At 69.9% G+C, this 20,540-nt stretch carries 17 protein-coding genes and 1 rRNA gene; 6 read left to right on the top strand and 12 right to left on the bottom strand.

The window, feature by feature from the left end:
- Positions 1-6: 6 nt before the first annotated feature.
- From LXT13_RS27845 to LXT13_RS27820, 6 genes are all read right to left on the bottom strand, one after another.
- Positions 7-1,257, bottom strand: a complete 1,251-nt coding sequence (locus LXT13_RS27845) for an MFS transporter (protein WP_233375664.1) — start codon at positions 1,255-1,257, stop codon at positions 7-9.
- Between the two features lie 38 nt (positions 1,258-1,295).
- A complete protein-coding gene (gene nagZ, locus LXT13_RS27840) occupies positions 1,296-2,762 on the bottom strand; it encodes a beta-N-acetylhexosaminidase (RefSeq protein WP_233375662.1) in 1,467 nt (488 codons plus the stop codon).
- 89 nt (positions 2,763-2,851) lie between these two features.
- Positions 2,852-3,886: an SIS domain-containing protein gene (locus LXT13_RS27835; RefSeq protein ID WP_233375660.1), complete on the bottom strand. Its 1,035-nt coding sequence runs from the start codon at positions 3,884-3,886 to the stop codon at positions 2,852-2,854.
- On the bottom strand, positions 3,867-4,997 hold the full coding sequence (nagA, locus tag LXT13_RS27830; RefSeq protein ID WP_233375659.1) for an N-acetylglucosamine-6-phosphate deacetylase: 1,131 nt from the start codon (positions 4,995-4,997) through the stop codon (positions 3,867-3,869). Before nagA ends, LXT13_RS27835 begins: the two co-directional genes overlap by 20 nt.
- Positions 4,997-5,728: a GntR family transcriptional regulator gene (locus tag LXT13_RS27825; RefSeq protein WP_233375657.1), complete on the bottom strand. Its 732-nt coding sequence runs from the start codon at positions 5,726-5,728 to the stop codon at positions 4,997-4,999. The genes nagA and LXT13_RS27825 overlap by 1 nt, the downstream gene beginning before the upstream one ends.
- A complete protein-coding gene (locus LXT13_RS27820; RefSeq protein WP_233375656.1) occupies positions 5,725-6,630 on the bottom strand; it encodes a glucosamine kinase nucleotide-binding domain-containing protein in 906 nt (301 codons plus the stop codon). Before LXT13_RS27820 ends, LXT13_RS27825 begins: the two co-directional genes overlap by 4 nt.
- A gap of 141 nt (positions 6,631-6,771) precedes the next feature.
- Here LXT13_RS27820 and LXT13_RS28900 point away from each other — a divergent pair, with 141 nt between their 5' ends.
- Complete coding sequence (locus LXT13_RS28900) at positions 6,772-8,253, top strand: GAF domain-containing protein (protein ID WP_233375655.1); 1,482 nt, start codon at positions 6,772-6,774, stop codon at positions 8,251-8,253.
- A 66-nt stretch (positions 8,254-8,319) separates the two neighbouring features.
- Here the strand turns inward: LXT13_RS28900 and LXT13_RS27810 are convergent, their stop codons facing one another.
- Genes LXT13_RS27810 through LXT13_RS27800 form a run of 3 tightly spaced genes read right to left on the bottom strand, consistent with a single transcriptional unit; the run spans position 8,320 to position 12,826 of the window.
- Positions 8,320-9,078 carry a TIGR03915 family putative DNA repair protein gene (locus tag LXT13_RS27810; RefSeq protein ID WP_233375653.1) on the bottom strand — a complete coding sequence of 253 codons (759 nt, stop codon included), beginning with the start codon at positions 9,076-9,078 and terminating at the stop codon, positions 8,320-8,322.
- Positions 9,078-10,331 (bottom strand): putative DNA modification/repair radical SAM protein, encoded by a 1,254-nt coding sequence (locus tag LXT13_RS27805; protein ID WP_233375651.1) that lies wholly within the window; start codon positions 10,329-10,331, stop codon positions 9,078-9,080. The genes LXT13_RS27810 and LXT13_RS27805 overlap by 1 nt, the downstream gene beginning before the upstream one ends.
- 47 nt (positions 10,332-10,378) lie before the next feature.
- Positions 10,379-12,826 carry a catalase gene (locus tag LXT13_RS27800; RefSeq protein ID WP_233375650.1) on the bottom strand — a complete coding sequence of 816 codons (2,448 nt, stop codon included), beginning with the start codon at positions 12,824-12,826 and terminating at the stop codon, positions 10,379-10,381.
- Positions 12,827-12,932: 106 nt separating this feature from the next.
- On the opposite strand from LXT13_RS27800, the gene lplT reads away from it, so the two are divergent.
- Positions 12,933-14,234 (top strand): lysophospholipid transporter LplT, encoded by a 1,302-nt coding sequence (gene lplT, locus LXT13_RS27795; protein WP_233375649.1) that lies wholly within the window; start codon positions 12,933-12,935, stop codon positions 14,232-14,234.
- Between the two features lie 24 nt (positions 14,235-14,258).
- Entirely contained in the window at positions 14,259-14,609 is a 351-nt protein-coding gene (locus LXT13_RS27790) for a DUF2185 domain-containing protein (RefSeq protein ID WP_233375648.1), read from the top strand.
- Positions 14,610-14,621: 12 nt separating this feature from the next.
- Here LXT13_RS27790 and LXT13_RS27785 read toward each other — a convergent pair whose 3' ends face one another.
- Positions 14,622-15,860 carry a glycosyltransferase family 4 protein gene (locus LXT13_RS27785; protein ID WP_233375646.1) on the bottom strand — a complete coding sequence of 413 codons (1,239 nt, stop codon included), beginning with the start codon at positions 15,858-15,860 and terminating at the stop codon, positions 14,622-14,624.
- Between the two features lie 117 nt (positions 15,861-15,977).
- On the opposite strand from LXT13_RS27785, the gene LXT13_RS27780 reads away from it, so the two are divergent.
- The 3 genes from LXT13_RS27780 (at position 15,978) to asd (ending at position 19,254) form a co-directional block, all read left to right on the top strand.
- Positions 15,978-16,592 (top strand): hypothetical protein, encoded by a 615-nt coding sequence (locus LXT13_RS27780; protein ID WP_233375644.1) that lies wholly within the window; start codon positions 15,978-15,980, stop codon positions 16,590-16,592.
- 5 nt (positions 16,593-16,597) lie between these two features.
- Positions 16,598-18,244 (top strand): aminotransferase class III-fold pyridoxal phosphate-dependent enzyme, encoded by a 1,647-nt coding sequence (locus tag LXT13_RS27775; protein ID WP_233375643.1) that lies wholly within the window; start codon positions 16,598-16,600, stop codon positions 18,242-18,244.
- A gap of 95 nt (positions 18,245-18,339) precedes the next feature.
- The gene (gene asd / locus LXT13_RS27770; protein ID WP_233375641.1) at positions 18,340-19,254 is read left to right on the top strand and encodes an archaetidylserine decarboxylase; all 915 of its coding nucleotides are present in this window, start codon (positions 18,340-18,342) and stop codon (positions 19,252-19,254) included.
- A gap of 30 nt (positions 19,255-19,284) precedes the next feature.
- Here the strand turns inward: asd and LXT13_RS27765 are convergent, their stop codons facing one another.
- Both LXT13_RS27765 and rrf read right to left on the bottom strand, forming a co-directional pair.
- Complete coding sequence (locus LXT13_RS27765) at positions 19,285-20,169, bottom strand: UDP-2,3-diacylglucosamine diphosphatase (RefSeq protein WP_233375640.1); 885 nt, start codon at positions 20,167-20,169, stop codon at positions 19,285-19,287.
- Positions 20,170-20,461: 292 nt separating this feature from the next.
- Positions 20,462-20,540, bottom strand: a 5S ribosomal RNA gene (gene rrf, locus LXT13_RS29125); the annotation flags it as partial.

Genomic DNA, 20,540 nt, shown 5'->3' with positions numbered 1-20,540 from the left:
AGCGACTCACGCGGTCGCCACCCCGGCCGGCCGACGCGTCATCGGCAGCCACCACCACAGCACCAGCGCGGGCAGGCCGCACAGCACCGTCCACAGGAAGAAGTCCTGGTAGCCGATGCGCGTCTGCAGGACGCCGCTGAACGACGTCGGCAGGCTCAGACCCAGCTGCATGACGCCCGAACCGAGCGCATAGTGGGCCGTCTGGAACCGCCCCGGCGCGACGACCTGCATGATGAACAGGATGACGCCGACGAAGCCGAAGCCCCACGCGAAGTTCTCCAGCGCCACCGCGGCGCCGATGCGCAGCAGGTCCTGCGGCAGCGCGACGCTGAGATAGTAGAAGACCGCGCTGGGCACCGTCATCGCGACGATGAGCGCCGGCAGCGCGCGCCGCAGCCCCAGCCAGCCCGTGAAATAGCCGCCAAGGATGCTGCCCACCAGGAAGGCCAGCGTGCCGACAGTGCCATAGACACCGCCCACTTGCTCGGTCGTCAGGCCCAGTCCGCCGCGGGCTTGGGCCTCGATGAGGAACAGTGGCCCGATGGTCTGTGTCTGGCCCTCCGCGAGCCGAAACAGCAGGATGAACAGCAGCGCGGGCCCGATGCCGGGCTTCCTGACGAAGTCCACGACCACGTCGCGCAGCGTGCGCCACGTGGCGACCATGCTCACGGCCACCGGCGCCGCATTCGCGGCGCTGGGCAACGCATGGGCGTTGTAGGCCGCAAGCAGCGCCAGCAGCACGGCCAGCAGCGCGAAGATCAGAGACCAGGCGTTGCCGACGCCGACGCGCTGCTCCAGCCGCCCCGCCAGCACCAGCAGCCCGCCGAGGATGAGGAACTTGGACGCGTTGAAGAAGGCGCCCTGCCAGCCGGCGAAGCGGGCCTGCTGCCGGTCGTCCAGCGCGGCCATGTAGAGGCCGTCGCAGGCGATGTCGTGCGTGGCCGACGCATAGGCCAGGATGAACAGCACGGCGATGGCCGCGGCAAACCACACCGGCAGCTGCAGCACCACCGCCATCAGCGCCAGCGCGCCGGCACTGATGAACTGCGTCGCCACGACGATGAGCTTCTTGCTGCGCACCATCTCCAGGAAGGGGCTCCACAGCGGCTTGACGACCCAGGCCGCGCCGATCAGTCCCAGCCACTGCGTGATGAGCGCGTTGTCCAGGCCCAGGTTCTTGAGCATGAACGCGGCGATGCGGTTCACGACGAAGAACTGCAGGCCCTGCACGAAGTACAGCGTCGGGATCCACCGCATTGGCGATCCCGGCGCCCGGCCGGCCTGGCCGGCTGCGTTCACTGCAGCCCCTGCGGCGGCCGGCCGGACGCGGGCGCCCGGCCTTCCAGCCAGGCCTTCAGCGCTGCCAGCGCGCCAGGGGCGAAGCCCCAGGTCAGCACCGTCGGGCCGGCCACGTCCAGCGCCTGGTAGGGGTTCCACAGTGCGAGGTGCAGGTCGGGCCGCCAGCCGCCGGCCGCGCCGCCATAGCGCGCGCGGCGCGTGGAGACGACGATGTTGCTGCGGCCGTCGCGCGGCACGCCGGCCCAGTCGAGCCGGGCGATGTCGTCCACCATCTGCACCTGCACGTCGGTGAAGCCGTCGAACAGCGCGACGGCCTGACGGCCCGTGGGGCCGGCCTCGGACACCTTGTCGGTCGGCACGTCGCCCTGCACGATAACGCGCAGCGGCGCATCCAGCGCCGGGGGCTGCGCGCCGCGCAGCGCGGTCAGGCCGGCGACCCAGGCCTCGGCCATCAGCGCATGGTCGGCCGCGCGGGCGGCGCTGTCGTCCACGGCACGGGCCGGGTAGGCGGCGGCCAGGCCGTCGAGCCGGCGATTGGCCGTCTCGCCCTGCTGCGCAGTCAGTCGGCCGGTGGCAAAGGCCTCGCGCAGCGCGTCGATGGCCACTTGCTGCTCGGCTGGCGAGCCCTGGGCCAGCACCATGTCGGCGCCGGCCTCGATGGCCATGACGGCGCTGCGTGCATAGCCGAAGCGCTCGGCCACCGCCTTCATCATCAGCGCATCGGTGATGACGACGCCGTCGTAACCCCAGTCGCGCCGCAGGATGCCGCCCAGCAACTCGGGCGACAGCGTGGCCGGCCGGTCGGGGTCGATCTGCGGGTAGACGATGTGAGCTGTCATCATGGCCGGCGCCTGCGACAGCAGCGCCTTAAACGGAACCAGCTCCAGCGCCTTCAGCTCGGCGCGGCTCTTGTCCACCGTCGGCAGCGCATGGTGGGAGTCGACATGCGTGTCGCCATGGCCGGGGAAGTGCTTCACGCAGCAGGCGACGCCTTCGCGCAGCGAACCGCGCATCCAGGCCGCGGCCAGGCGGCTGACCTCCACCGGGTCGCTGGAGAAGCTGCGTTCGCCGATGACGGGGTTGGCCGGGTTGTTGTTCACGTCCAGCACGGGCGCGAAGTTCCAGTTGATGCCGAGCGACTTCAGCCCGCGCGCCACCGCCGCGCCGACCGCCTCGGCGCGGTCGGCGTCACCGCTGGCGCCCAGCGCCATGGCCGACGGCGGCTGAGGCAGGAAGGTCACGCGCACGACGGCGCCGCCTTCCTGGTCGATGCCGATCAGCGCCTCGGGGCCCAGCACGGCGACGAGGTCGCGCATGAGCGCCCTCACCTCGTCCTCGGTACCGATGTTCTTGCGGAACAGGCAGACGGCGCGGATCTTCTGCGCGCTCAGGAAGTCCGCGGTCGCGGCATCCAGCGACGTACCGGGGATGTCCACCATGACGAGACGGCCGGGGTCAAACATGCGGCTGCACCTCGCTCGATGCAATCATCGGCCACCTGGCAGCGGCGGGATGTTTGGCCCACGGAGTCGACACGTTCATGGCGATCCTTTCAATGGGTCTTGGTGACCTTGGCCAGGTTGGGCGGCACGTCGGGGTTGAAGCCGCGGGCACGCGCCAGCGCTTCGACCATCGGGTAGAAGCTCTGCACGAGCGCGATGGGGTCGAGGTCCTCGCTGCCCGTCGTAACCAGCGGCAGCAACTGGATGCCCGGTGCGCACGGCGTGCCGATCGGCGCGGCCAGCAGCACGCGGCCACCGCGGCCGTGCATCTCCTCGGCAATGGCCAGCAGGCCGGCCTGCGCCGGACCGCGCGGCGCGAAGACGAGCAGCGGATAGCCGTCGCGCACCAGCGCCATCGGGCCGTGCTTGACCTCGGCCCCCGAGAAGGCCTCGGCCTGGATGCCGCAGGTTTCCTTCAGCTTCAGCGCCGCCTCCATCGTCACGGCGAGGCCCGTGCCGCGGCCCAGCACGAAGAGCCGGTCCGCGCCCTGCAGCACCGGCAGCGCGGCGCTCCAGTCCAGCCGGGCGGCCTGCGCCAGCGCCGCGGGCAGGGTCTGCAGCGCGGTATGCAGCGCGTCGTCCTGCTGCCAGGCCGCGACGACGCGGGCACCGGCCACCAACTGGGCGATGTAGCTCTTCGTCGCGGCCACGCTCTTCTCGGGGCCGGCATGCAGCTCGAACACATGCTCGGCCGCCGCAGCCAGCGGCGAGCCGCTGGCATTGACGAAGGCGACCGTGCGCGCGCCACCTTCGCGGAAGAAGGTCGTCGGTGCGATCAGGTCGGGGCTCTGGCCCGACTGCGAGAACGCCAGCGACAGCAGGCCTTCGCAGTGGAGACGGCTCTGGTACAGCGTCACGAGCGACATCGGCAGCGACGTGACGAGCCGGCCCAGCCGCGCCATGACGAGGTAGGCCAGGTAGTGCGCCGCATGGTCGCTGCTGCCACGGGCGATCGTCAGCACGCTGGTGGGCGGTTGCTGCTGCAACGACTGGCCCAGGCGGGCGTAACTCTGCGCGTCGGCCGCCAGCTGGCGGGCGACCACGTCCGGCGCGCTCAGCGCCTCTTCAAGCATCAACGACGACATCGATCTCTTCACCTTCCACAAACACGCGCTGCACGGCGAGCGCCTCATCCATCACCACCACGTCGGCCACCGCGCCCGCCGTCAGGCGCCCGCGGTCGGCCAGGCCCAGATACTCAGCCGCAGCGGTCGACACGCGGCGAACCGCATCCGTCAGCGGCAGGCCCAGGCGCTGCACGAGATTGCGCAGCGCCTGGTCCATCGTCAGTGCACTGCCGGCCAGCGTGCCGTCGGCCAGCCGCACGCCGCCCAGGCATTTCTGCACCGTGTGCTCGCCCAGGCGGTAGTCGCCATCGGGCATGCCCGCCGCGGCCGTCGAGTCCGTCACGCAGAACAGACCCGGGATGCAGCGCAGCGCCGCGCGGATCGCGCCGGGGTGCACATGCAGCAGGTCGGGAATGAACTCGGCATGCTCGGCATGCGCCAGGGCGGCGCCCACCATGCCCGGCTCGCGGTGGTGCAACGCGCTCATCGCATTGAACAGGTGCGTGAAGCCAGCGGCGCCGGCCCGCAGCGCGGCGACGCCATCGTCGTAGCTGCCATTGCTGTGGCCGATCTGCACGCGGATGCCCGCATCTCGCAGCGGGCCGATCAGCGCCAGGTGGCCCGGCACCTCGGGCGCCAGCGTCAGCACCTTGATGGGCGCGAGGTCGTTCAGCCGCAGCACCTCGGCCAGCGTTGCCGCGGTGGCATGTGCCGGCTGGGCGCCGAGGCGGCCAGGGTTGATGTAGGGGCCTTCGAGGTGCACGCCCAGCACGCGGGCGGACTGCGCGGCCCGCTCACGGCAGACCGGGCCCAGCGCCCGCAGCGCAGCCTCGATGTCGCCCAGCGGCGCAGTCATCGTCGTCGCCAGCAACGCCGTCGTGCCGTGGCGCGCATGGCGCCGCGCGATGGTCGCGATGGCGTCGCCGCCTTCCATCGTGTCGCGGCCACCGCCCCCATGCACGTGGGTGTCAATGAAGCCGGGCAGCAGCACGGCGCAGCCGCCCTCGCCGGCACGTGAGGCGTCGATAGGGCTGCCGCTGACGGACGCGATGCGACCGGCGGCGATGTCCAGGTGGCCGGCGATCACGCCCTCGGGCGTGACGATGTGGCCTTCGAGTCGAAGTGTCATCAGTCGCGTCGCATCTCGGCGACGAAGTCGTAGTAGTCGCTGCGGCAGTAAGAGTGGGTGAGCTCCACCGCCTGCCCGGAAGCCAGGTAACCCACGCGGGTGATGAACAGCACCGCGGCGCCCAGCGGCACTTCCAGCAGGCCGGCGAGCTTGGCGTCGGCGTTCAGCGCGCGGATGTGCTGCAGCGCGCGCACCGGCGCACGCTCACCCAGGTGGGCATACAGCGACGCCTCGACCTTCTGCGGATCGGGGAGCACGCTTTGTGGCAGCACGCTGACCTCGTAGGCCATGACGACCGAGTCGGCCAGCCGCAGCCGCTCAAGCCGCGCGACGCGCTCGCCGCTCTTGAGCTCCAGCGACAGCTGCTCGTCCGGCGCCGCCGGCGTGAAGCCGCGCAGCAACCAGCGAGAACCGGGCACGAAGCCGCGCTGGTGCAGCTCTTCCGAGAAGCTGGTCAGCCGTGTCAGCGGCTGCTCCAGCTTGGGCGCGATGTAGTTGCCCGAGCCGCGCTTGCGGATGATCAGGCCCTGCTCGACGAGCCGGTCGATGGCCTTGCGAGCCGTCACGCGCGACAGCGCCAGCTGATCGGCCAGCACGCGCTCCGACGGTAGCGCCTCGTCGGCGTGGAAGACGCCTTCACGGATGGCCTGCGCGATGCTCTGCGCCAGCTGCATGTACAACGGCGACGCGGCGTTCGGGTCCGGCTTGAAGTGGAAGACGGCAGTGGTCATGCGGTCTCGCGGTGGGATTGGATGAGCCACAGCGCGCCGGCGGCGGCGTCGCCCTGGGGTTCGACCCGCCGCGCCTGCACGGCCGAGCCGAGGCGCGGTGCAAGCCGCAGTGCGACGCTGCCGGCCAGCGCCAGCGGCAGACTCGGATGGGCGGACGCCGCCAGCGCATCCAGCGCCCGGGCGGCTTCGTCCAGCAACGCGGCGGCGGCCGGGTCGCGGTGTTCGTTCTCGAAGACGAGGCGGGCCAGCCCCGCGTAGCCGGACTGGCCGGCGCGTGCGCAGAAGGCCAGCAGGTCTTCACGGGTCGGACCGGTCGCGGCGTAGACGCTGTCGGCCAGTGCGCCGTGCGGCGCGCGGCCGTCGAACGCGGCGTGCGCGAGCTTCATCGCCTGTTGGCCCAGCCAGGCGCCGCTGCCCTCGTCACCGATCTGCCAGCCCCAGCCGCCGGTCAGGCGGCGCGTGCCGTCGGGCAGCAGCGCCTCGGCGACCGAGCCGGTGCCGGAGATCAGCAGCGCGCCCGGCTCACCGCCATGCGCGCCCAGCAGGCCGGCAAGGCCGTCGGTGATCAGCGCGAAACGCGCAGCGCCCGGATCGGCGGCGACGAAGGCCTGCAGCTGCGACGGCACGCCGGTGCCCGACAGGCCCATCCCCAGCGCACAATCCCGCAGCGTCAGGCTCGGCACGCCAGCGCGCTCGATGGCCTCGATGATGTGGCGCCAGGCCTGGTCCACGCCCTGGTTGAGCGCGGACGGGCCGGATTCACCACGGCCCAGCACCTGGCCGGACGCATCGGACACGAGGGCACGCGTGCTGGTGCCGCCGCCATCGATGCCGACGAACCAGCGCGCCGGTCGGCCGGCACCGCCGGCAGTCACAAGAGAAGGATCGAGAGCAAGCGGCATGGATCGACACAAAAGAGTCGATACCACTCTAATACCAACAAGTCAGCCCGTCAATTGGTTTTAAACTGGTCTGCGCCACTGCGATTTGTCGCACGTCGGTCGCCAGCCTGGAGCCGAGCCCTCGGGCGCTGAAGAATACCAGTGAGAAACCAAACGAATGCCCCCGCGACCACGCCGTCGCCGACCGCCGAACGGGCACGGATCGAGGCGCTGGCCCGCATCGGCCGCGTCGCTCAACGCCACGCCAGGCTGGCCGACGGGTTGCTGGAACGGCTGACGGCGATGGCCTTCGAGCGCGACGACACTGCCGCCGGCGTGGAGGCGCTGTGCGCCCGCTTCGCGCTCCTGGAGCCCCGCGGCCGGGCGTTGGAGTTGCTGCCGACGCTGGAGCAGGCGGCGGCACTGGCCGCGGCGGGCCATTTCCCGACGCAGGCGGCGCGGGTGTGCGAGGCGCTGGGCCGCATCGCCTACCAGCAGGGCGAGTACCAGCTGGCCAGCGAGCAATGGTCCCGCGCACTGGACCTGGCCGAGGTCAGCAGCCACCTTCCGACCGCTGTGGCCGCACGAATCGGCCTGGGCCAGATCCACTACGCGCAGGCGGACTGGGCCCGCGGCCTGCGCCAGATGCGCGACGCCGCCGAGCAGATGGCAGGCACGGAGGACAGCTACCTGGCCGCCAAGCTGGCCCTGAACATCGGCGTCGGCAGCATCGAGACCGGCGACCTGCCCGCGGCCGAGCGGCATTTCAGCCACGGGCTAGCCGCCGCCCGGCGCGGCGGCCACCGCGTGTTCGAGGCCGAGGCGCACTGGCACCTGGCGCGCGCCGCGCTAGCCCGCCAGCGCATGGACTGGGCCGTGGCCGACTGTCGGCTGGCGCTGGACATCGCTGCGCGCCAGGGCTACCCGTGGCTGGAGGCCGCGGCCAGCCGCACCTGGACCGAGATCGCGATGGCTCGCGGGGACACCGCCGCGGCCATCCGCTCCACGCGCCACGGCCTGGCGCTGGCGCAGCGCATCCAGGCGCGCGCCCAGGCCCGCCAGGCGCATCTGCAGCTGGCCCAGCTGCTGCAGGCCGAGGGTGACGCGGCCGGTGCGCTGGAGCACCTGTGGCAGCACCTAGCGCTGCAGTCGGAGATCGAACGCCTGAGCCTGCCGGCCCGCGCGACGCTGGCCGCGCCCACGGGCGACGACACCGGCGCGCCACTGACGCCGGAGGAATTGCTGCTGCACCTTTGCGCCCAGCGCCAGCGACTGGCGTCGATACCGCCGACCGAGGCGCTGGCCGAGCTGAAAGCCGCCAGCACCCGCATCCTGGGCCTGGCGCGGGTCATCCGCTGGCCGCTGGAGACAGGCGGCCTGTGCGCCGAGACCCGGCCGCGCTACGTGGACCTGCTGACCCGCCACGGCGCGCCGCTGGCGCTGCCCGATGCGGCGCTGCATCCATGCCATGACGAACTCTCCGGCCTGGCCGGTGCGGCCGAGGCACGCATCGAGGTGCCGCTGTACGACGGCGCCCGGCTGGCCGGCGCGCTGTGGCTCGTCGATGCCCGCCCCACGCGGCCGTGGACGCGGCAGGAGGTGCTGATCGCGAGCCAGCTGGGACTGCTGTTCGAAAGGCTTTGACGGCCCCTCGCCCGGTCTTGCAGACCGCGCCGGGGCTCGGCCTGGCTGCACGGCGGCCAAACAGCCTCACACGCCGCGCATGCGGCCCTCGCGCTCCGCGGCCTCGCGCACGAGTGCGCTGATCTGCCGCGTCTCTGGCATGTGGGCCCAGTAGCGCACCTCCATCTGCCGCTTCATCGCCGTGACCTTGAGCCGGGCCGGGTTGAAGATGCTGCGGTAATAGGTCAGCCACAGCCCCTCGCCGGCATCCTCGGCCGGCGCATCCTCCCGGCGAGCGGGGCCAGCGCCGGCGAGGCGCTGGCCGTCCCAGTGCAGGCAGCCACGCGGCGTCAGGATGGCCCAGGGGTGCTGCGCGAAGCGCTTGACGAAGAACGGTGCCGCGGCGCGAAGCACATGGTGGGCCGGCTCGAACCACGCGACGTGGCGGCGCCCGGCGGCCACCGTCTCGTCGGCCACCTCGCGGAAGCGCACGAACGCATGCATCGCATGGATCTCGCGGCGCACCTGCCGCGCCATGGACTGCAGCGCGCGGCGGTCGCGGTCCAGCACATCGGCCCACAGGCCGGGCTCACGCTGCAGCCGGCGGGCGAAGGCCAACAGCCGCGCGTACCGGCTGTCGTCGTCGTGCATGGCAACCTGGCGTCCCAGGTCGTCGAAACCGTCCGGCGCCACCCACGGCATGGCGGTGGCTTCGGCGCTGTCGCCGAACAGCGCGGACTGCGCGCCGACAGCGTGTGCCCAGCCGGCATCTCCGCCGGCCAGCAGCGCCGGCAACCGGGCGGCAAAGCCGTCCCAGTCCGCCGGGTAACGAAGTGGCAGGTCCATCAGAACAGCGCCCCCTGTTGCGGCTGCGGCGCTGGGCGGGCGAGCGCCTGCACGTCGCCCGCACGGGGGCGGTGGTCGGCCGCGACGAGGAAAGGCAGCGCCTTGCGCGCCGATGGGCCCAGCGCCAGCAGGTCGGCACGGCGCAGGCGGCGGTGAGCGCGGGCAGCCAGCAGCTTGTCGACCGAGCCGACGCCGAGCCCCGGCACGCGCAACAGCGCCTCGCGCGGCGCGGTGTTGGCATCCACCGGGAAGACCTCGGGATGCGCAAGCGCCCAGGCGAGCTTGGGGTCGTGGCGCAGCGACAGGAAGCCGGCCTCGGTGACGATCTCATCGGCCGTGAAGCCATAGAAGCGCATCAGCCAGTCGGCCTGGTAGAGCCGGTGCTCGCGCAGCAACGGCGCGGCCTGCGGCGGCAGCGCGCGGCTGGCGTGCGGGATGGGGCTGTAAGCCGAGTAGTAGACGCGGCGCAGGCGCTGGCCGGTGTACAGCCGGCTGGAGAGCTGTAGCACGACGCGGTCGTCGCAATCGTCGGCGCCGACGATGAGCTGGGTGCTCTGGCCCGCGGGGGCGAACGGCGCCGGCCGGGCGGCGGCTGCCGCGGCGCCCGGCAGCGCACGCACAGCGTCCGCCTCGCGGCGGGCCTCCTTCGCGGCCTGCAGCCGCAGGTGGATGCGCGACATGGTGCGTTCGATGCCGGCCGCATCCTTTTCCGGCGCGAGCGTCTTCAGGCTCTGCGCGCTGGGCAGCTCGACGTTGATGGACAGCCGGTCGGCATAGCGGCCCGCGCGCTCGACCAGTTCGGGCGAAGCGTCGGGAATCGTCTTGAGGTGGATGTAGCCGCGGAAGTGCTCCTGCTCGCGCAGCCTGCGCGCCACCTCGATGACCTGCTCCATCGTGTAGTCCGGCGTGCGAATGATGCCGCTGGACAGGAACAGGCCCTCGATGACGTTGCGGCGGTAGAACGACAGCGTCAGCTGCACGATCTCGTCGATGCTGAAGCGCGCGCGCTGTACGTCGCTGGACTGGCGGTTGATGCAGTACAGGCAGTCGTAGACGCACCAGTTCGTCAGCAGCACCTTCAGCAGCGACACGCAACGGCCGTCCGGCGTGAATGCGTGACAGATGCCATGGCCGTTGGTGGAGCCGATGCCGCGGCGGTCGAGCGAGTCACGCTTGTCCCCGCCGCTGCTGGCGCAGGAAGCGTCGTACTTGGCGGCGTCGGCCAGCACGGCCAGCTTGGTCTGAACGTCCATGACGATACTGTATACAAATACAGCATCGCCATGGAGTTCGCGCGGTTTCAGACCACGGGCGGGTCGGTCTCTCGCTCGAAGTGGCGGTGGCGTGCGAGGGCCCGGATGAAGGCCTCGGCACCCGAGGCCGCATCGTTGTCGATGAGGATGCCAGGGTCCATCGCGCCCGACGGCAGCGTCGCGTCGATGCCGGCGGCGCGCAACAGCTGCTCGCCGGCGCCTAGCGCAAGGATGGTCTTGCAGTGGCGGTACTGGTCGCGGATGAACTCGTAGGTGTGGCCCTCGTGCGCCAGCCGCTCCACGGCCTCCTGGCCGTCGGGCAGCACCAGCGCATCGAACAGGAAGCCGGGCTCGTTCTCCAGCGACACGTCGGCCTGCAGCTCCACGCCGTCGGCAGTGATGACCGGCCCGATGCGCGGCGCCGAGATGCGCGCCACGGCGCCCTGCTCGAACAGCGCCGCCTGCACCGTGACCACGCTCTCCCCGGCCACGCCATCGGCGGCGAGGATGACGACCTTGCGGCCGGCAATGGAGCCGTCGCCCGGCCGCGCCATCAGCGACAGCGCGGGCGAGCGCTTGACCTCCGGCCGCGGCGCCCGCGCGATCGCCAGCGGCATCGGCTCCGGCAATGGCGTGTTGAGGCCGGCGGCCACGCGGGCGGCCAACTCGGGCGATGCGTTCAGCAACGAGGACAGCATGCGCTCGCGGATGGCCGGCACAGTCACCTTGCTCAGCTCGAAGCGGAAAGCCGCGGCGATATGGGCTTGCTCGGCGGGAGTCTGGCTTTCGTAGAACAGCCGCGCCTGGTGGTAGTGCTCGGCGAACAGCTCGGGCTTGGCGCGAACCTTGGCCGAGTCCTCGCGGTTGCGCAGCCGCGCGGCGACGGACACGAAGCCTTGGCCCGCTGCGCCGGCCTGGAACGGGCAGCCGCCGGCCAGCGAGTTGGGCTCGTAGGACACCCGGCCGCGCGGAATGGCCTGGCGGTGGAAGCCGTCGCGCTGGTTGTTGTGCACCGGCGCGATGGGCGAGTTGATCGGGATCTCGTGGAAGTTCGGTCCGCCCAGCCGGGTGATCTGCGTGTCGACGTAGGAGTGGATGCGGCCGGCCAGCAGCGGGTCGTTCGTGAAGTCCAGGCCCGGGATGACGTGGGCGACGCAGAAGGCGACCTGCTCGGTCTCGGCGAAGAAGTTGTCGGGGTTGCGGTTGAGCACCATGCGGCCCACCGGGCGCACGGGCACCAGCTCCTCCGGGACGAGCTTGGTTGCATCGAGGATGTCGAAGCTGAACCTGGCGGCGTCCTCCTCGGTGAACACCTGGATGCCCAGCTCCCACTCGGGACACGCGCCGCTCTCGATGCGCTCCCACAGGTCGCGGCGGTGGTAGTCGGGGTCGGCACCGGAGATCTTGACGGCCTCGTCCCAGGTCAGCGAATGCGTGCCGAACTTCGGGTTCCAGTGGAACTTGACGAGCACGGACTGCCCCTCGGCATTGACCAGGCGGTAGGTGTGCACACCGAAGCCCTGCATCGTCGCGTAACTGCGCGGGATGGCGCGGTCGCTCATGACCCACATCAGCATGTGGGTCGACTCGGGCATCAGCGAGACGAAGTCCCAGAAGGTGTCGTGAGCGCTGGCGGCCTGCGGCATCTGGTGGTGCGGCTCGGGCTTGACTGCGTGCACGAGGTCCGGGAACTTCATCGCGTCCTGGATGAAGAACACCGGCATGTTGTTGCCCACCAAGTCCCAGTTGCCGTCGTCGGTGTAGAACTTGACGGCAAAGCCGCGCACGTCACGCGCGGTGTCTTTGCTGCCGCGTTCGCCCTGCACGGTGGAGAAGCGCACGAACACCGGCGTGCGCTTGCCGGCATGCTTGAACGGCGCGGCCATCGTCAGTTCGCTGAGGTCCTCGTAGGCTTCGAAGTAGCCGTGCGCCGCCGAGCCGCGGGCATGCACGATGCGCTCGGGGATGCGCTCGTGGTCGAAGTGGGTGATCTTCTCGCGGAGGATGAAGTCCTCCAGCAGTACCGGGCCGCGCGTACCGGCCTTCAGCGAGTTCTGGTTGTCGGCGATGCGCACGCCCTGGTTGGTGGTCAGCACCTGGCCAGCGGAATCGACGCGCACGCGGTCCAGCGGCGCGATGGCGGCGTTGACGCCCTCCGGCGCCAGCGTGCCGACCTTGTCGTTCATCTGCGTTTCGGACAGCGTGCTGCCGGTGACGAGCCGCGACGGCGGCGGCACATGCTGGCCCGCGGCGGGCGCCACGCCCATGGCGGCGCCGTGCTCGCCCGCCTTGGTCGTGTTGTAGGGCATGGCCGCGGCCGTGGCCTGGACGTCTGCCGCGCGCTGGGCCGCAGCATCGCCGTCGGCGTCGGGCGCCGGGCGGGACGGGGCGCTGTCGGTGTTGCGTGCGGCGGCCTTGGCCGCGGTGAACTTCCTGGCGGTGCCGGAAGTCTTGGTCGATTTCTTCGCCGGCGGGATCGGGGATGTCTTGGCCATGGGGTCGTCCTGTGCAGTTGGAAGTGGCGGGTCGGACTCAGGGGGCATTCCGTATGCCCGCCGGCTTCATCGCGTTTTCACGCAGCGCCCGCACAGTCCAGCCCCCGTGCCGACCGCCACGCCCGACTTCGCGCCCGACCCGGCGCTGACCCGCCGCGCCCCCCTGCCCCGCGGCTTCGGCCTCGTCATCGGCGCACAGTTCACGTCGGCCCTGGCCGACAACGCGCTGCTCATCGTCGCCATCGCGCTGCTGGCCCAGCAGGGCTACGCGGGCTGGTGGGCGCCGCTGCTGAAGGTGGGTTTCATGGCAGCCTATGTCGTCCTGGCGCCGTGGGTCGGGCCGCTGGCCGACGCGTTCGCGAAAGGCCGGGTCATGGCGGCGATGAACGTGGTGAAGATCGGGGGCCTGGGCCTGCTGGCAGCGGGCCTGCATCCCGTGGCGGCGCTGGCTGTCGTCGGCCTGGGCGCAGCCGCCTATGCACCGGCCAAGTACGGCCTCATCACCGAGCTGGCCGAGCCCGAGGCACTGGTGGCGGCCAACGGCTGGGTGGAGATCAGCGTCGTCTCGGCAGCGCTGCTGGGCGCGGTGCTGGGTGGCGTGCTGGTCAGCCCGCTGTGGATCGCGTCAGCCATGGCCGACTTCTTCGACGGTCTGGACCTGCCGGCGGACAAGCTGACCGGCTCGCTGGTGGCCCTGCTGTTCATCTACGCCGTCTCCAGTCTGCTGAACGCCGGCATTCCCGACAGCGGGCGGCGCCAGCGCAGCACGGCGCACGACCCCGCGACACTCGTGCTCGAGTTCCGCGCCGCCAACCGCGCACTGTGGCGTGACCGCGAGGGCGGCCTGTCTCTCGCCGCAACGACGCTGTTCTGGGGTGTCGGCGCGACGCTGCAGTTCGCCGTGCTGCGCTGGGCCGGCGACGCGCTGCAGCTGCCATTGAGCCAGGCCGCCTACCTGCAAGCCGCGGTGGCCGTGGGCGTCATCGCCGGCGCCGCGGCGGCAGGCCGCTGGCTGGCGCTGCACCAGGCGCGCCACGGCCTGTGGGCCGGCATCGTGCTGGGGCTGCTGATGCCGGTGGTCGCACAGGTCAGCGATGTGGCGGTCGCCGCGGTCATGCTGGCAGTCGTCGGCGCGGTGGGCGGCGCGATGGTGGTGCCGCTGAACGCGCTGCTGCAGCACCGGGGTGCCGTGCTGCTGAGCGCGGGGCGGTCGATTGCCGTGCAGGGCTTCAACGAGAACCTGAGCGTGTTGGTGATGCTGGCGGGCTACGCCGTATGCGAGGCCGCCGGCGTGCCGATCGCAGCGACACTCACGGGGCTGGGACTTGTTGTCGCCATCAGCATCAGCGCGCTGATCCGGATCGACTCAAGTGCCCGCGCCTCCGCACGCTCCCGTGCTCGCAAGTAGCCTCGCAACTGGCCGCCTCTCGCCATGTCCAAGACGTTCAAGTTGTCCCCCGATGAGATCAAGCCTTTGGCGCCGGGTCACGGCGCGTGCATCGCCAGCGACATGATCACCGTGGACGGCCATCCCGTGCGTTTCATGTACCGCGAGGCCCCCGACAACGAGGTGGACAGCGGCTGGCGCTTCCTGTCCGGCTTCGAGGACGACGACTTCATGAGCACGCCGTCGCACCATGACGTCTACGACGTCAACACCATTGCGAACTACGACCCGACCATCTTGCCGCTGCTGGACGAACCTGAAGGCAGCGCTTTCGAAAAGACGCCGGAGTCGGAACGGTTCGAGCGCGTGACCGACTGGGCGCCCGACGAGGACTGACGCGCCGGCCGCTCAGGCCGCCGGCTGCAGACCGGGCAGGTTGAACGCCGGCTCGGCTCGCGCGATGGCACCTTCCAGCACCGACTCGAAGCGTGCCGTGATGTCGGCCCAGTCGAGCCGCCGCGCGGTGGCCCGGGCGGCGTCGGCAACTGCACGGCGAGCCGCAGCGTCCATCGCGGCCACGCGCGTCGCCGCGACGAAGTCGGTCTCAAGGCCCGCGCCCGCCAGCCAGCCGTTCTGGCCGCTACGGATCAGCTCTCCCGCCGCGGCGCTCTCGAAGGCCACGACCGCGCAGCCGCTGGCCATGGCTTCAGTCGTCACGTTACCGAAGGTCTCGGTCAGGCTGGGAAACAGAAAGAGGTCCAGCCCCGCGTAATGCGCGGCGAGGTCGTCACCGCTGCGCTGTCCGGCAAACACCGCATCGGGCGCCCGCGCGGCGAGTTCCGTGCGCATCGGGCCGTCGCCGACGAAGACGAGCCGCGCGCGGGGCTGCGTGGCCTTCACGGCCTCGTAGGCCGCCAGCACGACGCCCAGGTTCTTCTCGGGGGCCAGCCGCCCGACGTACCCGAGCACGAGGTCGTCAGGTGCCGCGCCCCAGCTCTCGCGCATTGCGGCGCTGCGCCGCGCGGGGTCGAAGCGCTGCGCATCCACGCCGCGGCCGACGACGTTCAGCCGCTCGAAGCCGCGCGCTGCCAGCAGCGTGCGCAGCGATTCGGTGGGCACCATCGTCGCGTCGCAGCGGTTGTGGAACTTGCGCAGGTAGCCCATGATGGGCTTGGACAGCAGGCCCAGGCGGTAATGCTTGCCGTAGGCGTGGAAGTTGGTGCGGTAGTCCGACGTGACGGGCAGCGCCAGATGCTGCGCGGCCTGCAGCGCCGACCAGCCGAGCGGCCCTTCGGTCGCGATATGCACGACATCCGGCCGCTTCAGCGACCACAGCTTCACGAGTGCGCGCTTGCTCGGCACGCCCATACGCAAGTTGGGGTACAGCGGCACGGGCAGGCCCTTCGTCAGCACCTCGTCCACGGCGGGCTTGCCGCTCATGGGAGCCGTCAACTTGGCCGGCTGGCGCGGGCGGATCAACTGCACGTCGTGGTTGCGGCGGTTGAGGCCGTCGACGACGCGCGCCATCGACATGGCGACGCCGTTGACCTCGGGTGGATAGGTCTCCGTCACCACCGCGAGCCGGCGCGAATGGCGCGGCGCGGGCAGGTCGTCGACCAGGATGTCGTCGGCGTCGGGGGTGTTCATGGCCGCGATGGTCAGGACTTCATGCAACAGCACTGTGACAACCGGACCGTCACGGCGTTTTCACGCAAGCCCCGCACCATCCGCCCCGCTTTCCACCCACGGACACAAGGACGGGACGTGAACGAGTTCTTTCAGACCCTGAAGACGCAGCGCTGGGACGACCACCGCTACTACCACCACAGCCGCATCAACCAGAGCCTGCACCTGATCAGCGCGCTGAGCTTCCTGGTCGCGTACGGACTGGTGTTCGTCAACCCGGCCTGGGCCGCGCTGCTGGCCTGGTGCGTGTCAATGACGACACGGCAGGCCGGGCACTTCTTCTTCGAGCCGCGCGGCTACGACGAAGTGAACCGCGCGACCGACGAGTACAAGGAAGCGATCAAGGTCGGCTACAACATCCGCCGCAAGATCGTGCTGATGGCCGTGTGGGTGGCGCTGCCTGCGGTGCTGTGGTTTGCTCCGTCGCTGGGCGGCCTCATCCAGCCCGCCGTCGGGCTGCAGGGTTATGTCGAAGACGTCGGCATGGCGTGGTTCTGCCTGGGCGTCGTGGGCCTGCTGTTCCGTGTGGGCCAGCTGTGGGCCACGCAGGGCCTGATGCAAGGCCTGGCCTGGGGTTTCAAGATCCTGACCGATCCTTTCCATGACGTGCTGCTGTACTGGAGATCGCCGTTCTATCTGCTGCGGGGCCAGCTGATCGACCCGATGGAGCACGTGGGCTCGCAGGCCCACTGAGCACCGTGGACGAAACACTCACCCTGTCGGCGCTCGCGTTGGGCGTGCTGGCGCTGCTGCCTGCGGCCAAGCAGCGTCTCGAGCTGTCGCGCGCCAAGCACCGGTCTCTCGCGGGGCACTCGCGCATGGCCAAGCGGCTGGCGCGCTGGGTGCCGGGCTATGCGTACGACGAGACGCAGTTCTTCGTGGCCGATGGCGCGCCGGCAGACGTCGCGGCCCGGCGCAAGGCAGCGCTGCAGCGGCTGGGCGCCGAGTTCGACACGCGCTTCGCGAAGACGCTGGCTGCCACCGAGCAGGCACGCGACACGATCTCCGACCTGAAGTTCACAGGCCGCTATCGAGTGCCCTTCCAGTTCAGCCCGGTGCTGCGCGAGCATCTGAGGGTCGGGGCCTTCCTGCAGCACAGTGACGGCGTGCAGGTCGAGGACCTGGACGGCAACCGGCTCTACGACCTGACCGGCTCCTATGGCGTCAACCTGCTGGGCTATGACGCGTACAAGGAATGCATCGACGAAGCAGTGGCCACGACGCGCGAGCTCGGCCCCGTGCTGGGCGCGTACCACCCCTGCGTGCTGGACGTGCTGACAAGGTTGAAGACCGTCTCCGGACAGGAGGAAGTGAGCTTCCACATGAGCGGCACCGAGGCCGTCATGCAGGCTGTGCGGCTGGCGCGTTATCACACGAAGAAGAAGCGCCTGGTGCGCTTCGCCGGCGCGTACCACGGCTGGTGGGAGGACGTGCAGCCCGGCCCCGGCAACCCGCTGCCGCCCCGCGAGACCTTCACGCTGCAGGACATGGCCGAGCGCTCGCTGAAGGTGCTGGCGACGCGGCGCGACATCGCCTGTGTTCTGGTCAATCCACTGCAGGCGCTGCATCCGAACAAGAACGCGCCTGGGGACTCGGCTCTGATCGACGGCAGCCGCAGCGCCGCGTATGACCGGGAGGCCTACACCGCCTGGCTGAAGAAGCTCCGCGACGTCTGCACGGCGCGCGGCATCGTGCTGATCTTCGACGAGGTCTTCGTCGGCTTCCGCCTCGCGCCCGGCGGCGCACAGCAGTACTTCGGCGTGAAGGCCGACCTCGTCACCTACGGCAAGACGCTGGGCGGCGGCCTGCCGGTGGGCGTCGTCTGCGGCAGCCGCGCGCTGATGACGCGCTACCGCGAGGACCGGCCGGCAGACATCTGCTTTGCGCGCGGTACGTTCAACGCACATCCGTATGTCGTCGCAGCGATGGCGTCGTTCCTGCGACGCATCGAGCGCCCCGAGGTGCGCGCGCTCTATGACGGCCTCGACGAGCGGTGGAACGCCCGCTGCGCGCTTTTCAACGCACGGTTGAAGGCCGCTGACGCGCCGGTACGCATGGCCAACCTGTCCACGATCTGGACGGTGATGTACGAGCAGCCCGGCCGCTACCACTGGATGCTGCAGTTCTACCTGCGCAAGCACGGGCTGGCGCTGAGCTGGGTGGGCACGGGCAGGCTGATCTTCAGCCTCAACTACAGCGACGCCGAGTTCGCCGAGGTGATGGAGCGCTTCGTCGCCGCCTGCGACGAGATGAAGGCGGACGGCTGGTGGTGGACGGCGCCGGAGCTGTCGGCCAAGGCCATTCGCCGCGGCGTGTTTCGCGAAATGCTTGCTCAGAAGTTTTGACACCTCGCCCACCTCGCCTTGCCGAATGCAAGCGCGGCTGGGCGGCCCTGTGGAATGGGACCGGGCAGAACTCCCGCGCGCAACAGGCAACACTCATGAACTCACAAGACGCGGCGCCCTCGCTTGACGACGGCGCCAAGGGCACGCGCGGCTGGCTGGCTCGCCTCGGCGCACAGGAAGACCTGAACTTCCTGCTCACCAACCGCATTCCGCGCATCGCCGCCACGCGGCTGATGGGTCGCATCGCGCGCATCGAGAGCCCGGCATTCACGCGGCTGGCACTGCGCCTGTGGCAGTTGTTCACGCCACTGGACCTGAGCGAGGCGCGCAAGCAGCAGTTCACGTCCATCAAGGACTGCTTCACGCGCGAGCTCAAGCCCGGCGCCCGCGTCTTCGATGCCCGACCTGACGTGCTCGCCAGCCCCTGCGATGCCATCGTGGGCGCGGCCGGCATGGTGCGGCAAGGGCAGGTCTACCAGGCCAAGGGCTTCCCGTACTCGACGGCGGAACTGTTCGGTCCGACGCAGGACGCCAGTGTCTTCGAAGGCGGCCGCTTCATCACGCTGAGGCTCACGTCGGTCATGTACCACCGCTTCCACGCTCCGGCCGATGGCTCCGTGGAACATGTGACCTACCTCAGCGGCGACACGTGGAATGTGAACCCGGTCGCGTTGAAGCGCGTGGAGCGGCTGTTCTGCCGCAACGAGCGCGCCGTCGTGCGCATGCGGCTGGCGAGCGGGCACCCAATCGCACTGGTCCCAGTGGCCGCCGTGCTGGTGGCCAGCATTCGCCTGCACTTTCTAGATGTCCTGCTGCACCTCGGCCGCCAAGGCGCGAACGAGATGCCCTGCAACGCACCGCACATGAAGGGTCAGGAGATGGGCTGGTTCGAGCATGGCTCGACCATCATTGTTTTCGTGCCTCCGGGTTTCGAACTGGCCGATGGCGTCGCCACCGGTGCGCAGATTCGGGCCGGGCAGGCGCTGCTGACGCGACTGCCGGCGCACTGACACGGCCCAGGCCGCACGCGAGGCTCCAGGTCAGGCGACGGTTTCAGGCCCTGCGACGCTCGCGACTGCTGCCGGCGTCGGCACGGACACACCAAGCGGTGCCAACTTGGGTTTGGCGGCCGGCAGCATGCCGGGCAATGCGGCCTCGTCGCCCCGGTCGATGATCTCGAGCCGGCCATCGTGATGCTCGACGAGCGCCGTCAGACTTTCCACCCAATCACCATCGTTGCAGTACAGCACGCCATCGATCTCGCGGATCTCGGCATGATGGATGTGTCCGCAGACTACGCCATGCGCCCCGCGCTTCTTGGCCTCGCGCGCGACGGCGTTCTCGAACTCATTGATGTAGCTGACCGCGCGCTTGACCTTGTGCTTCAGGTAGCGCGACAGGCTCCAATAAGGCAACCCGAACTTGGCACGGATGCGGTTGAACCAGCGGTTGACCTTGAGAGTAAATTCGTAGGCCAGGTCCCCGGCAATCGCGAGCCAGCGCGCGCACTGGATGACGCCGTCGTAGAGGTCTCCATGCGTCACCCACAGCTTCTTGCCGTCCGCCGTCACGTGGATGGCCTCTTCCATCACGTCGACACCACCAAAGTTGTGCGTCAGGTATTTGCGCGCGAACTCGTCATGGTTGCCCGGTATGAAGATGACCCGCGTCCCTTTTCGGGCCTTGCGCAGCAGCTTCTGCACGACGTCATTGTGGGCTTGCGGCCAATACCAGGTGCGGCGCAACTGCCAGCCGTCGATGATGTCCCCGACCAGATAGAGGGTGTCGCACTCGACGTCCCTTAGGAAATCGAGCAGCGCCTTCGCCTGACAACCTGGCGTGCCCAGGTGCAGGTCCGAAATCCAGACGGTACGCACCGACAAGACGGGCGTGTCGGCGGCAGCGGGGTCTTGCGTCGTCGGCATGCCCACCATGCTGCCTGGGGGTGATGACGTGAGCGTGAATGGCAACCTCGATTGAGGTCAGGATGTCGCTCGACAAGTTGCCTGTCGCACTTTGAACCGCTGACGCGGCACAGGCTGCTGCACAGCATTCAGTATTGACGGCGTTTCGCTAGAACCTGTCCGGCGGGATCAGTAGCCCCCACCGCGATTTGCCTACTGAGTGACATCCGGCGGCAACCGCCAAATTTCAAAAGCGACACCAAAAAGCAAAACCCCCACCAGCGAGAGCTGATGGGGGTTGGCTTTAATAATAGCCTGACGATGACCTACTTTCACACGGGAATCCGCACTATCATCGGCGCTGACTCGTTTCACTGTCCTGTTCGGGATGG

This window comes from Pelomonas cellulosilytica (genome assembly GCF_021353265.1).
Lineage (GTDB): Bacteria > Pseudomonadota > Gammaproteobacteria > Burkholderiales > Burkholderiaceae_C > Pelomonas > Pelomonas cellulosilytica.
The sequence above is the reverse complement of the archived record's forward strand: the minus strand, read 5'-3'. Positions and strand labels throughout refer to the sequence as shown.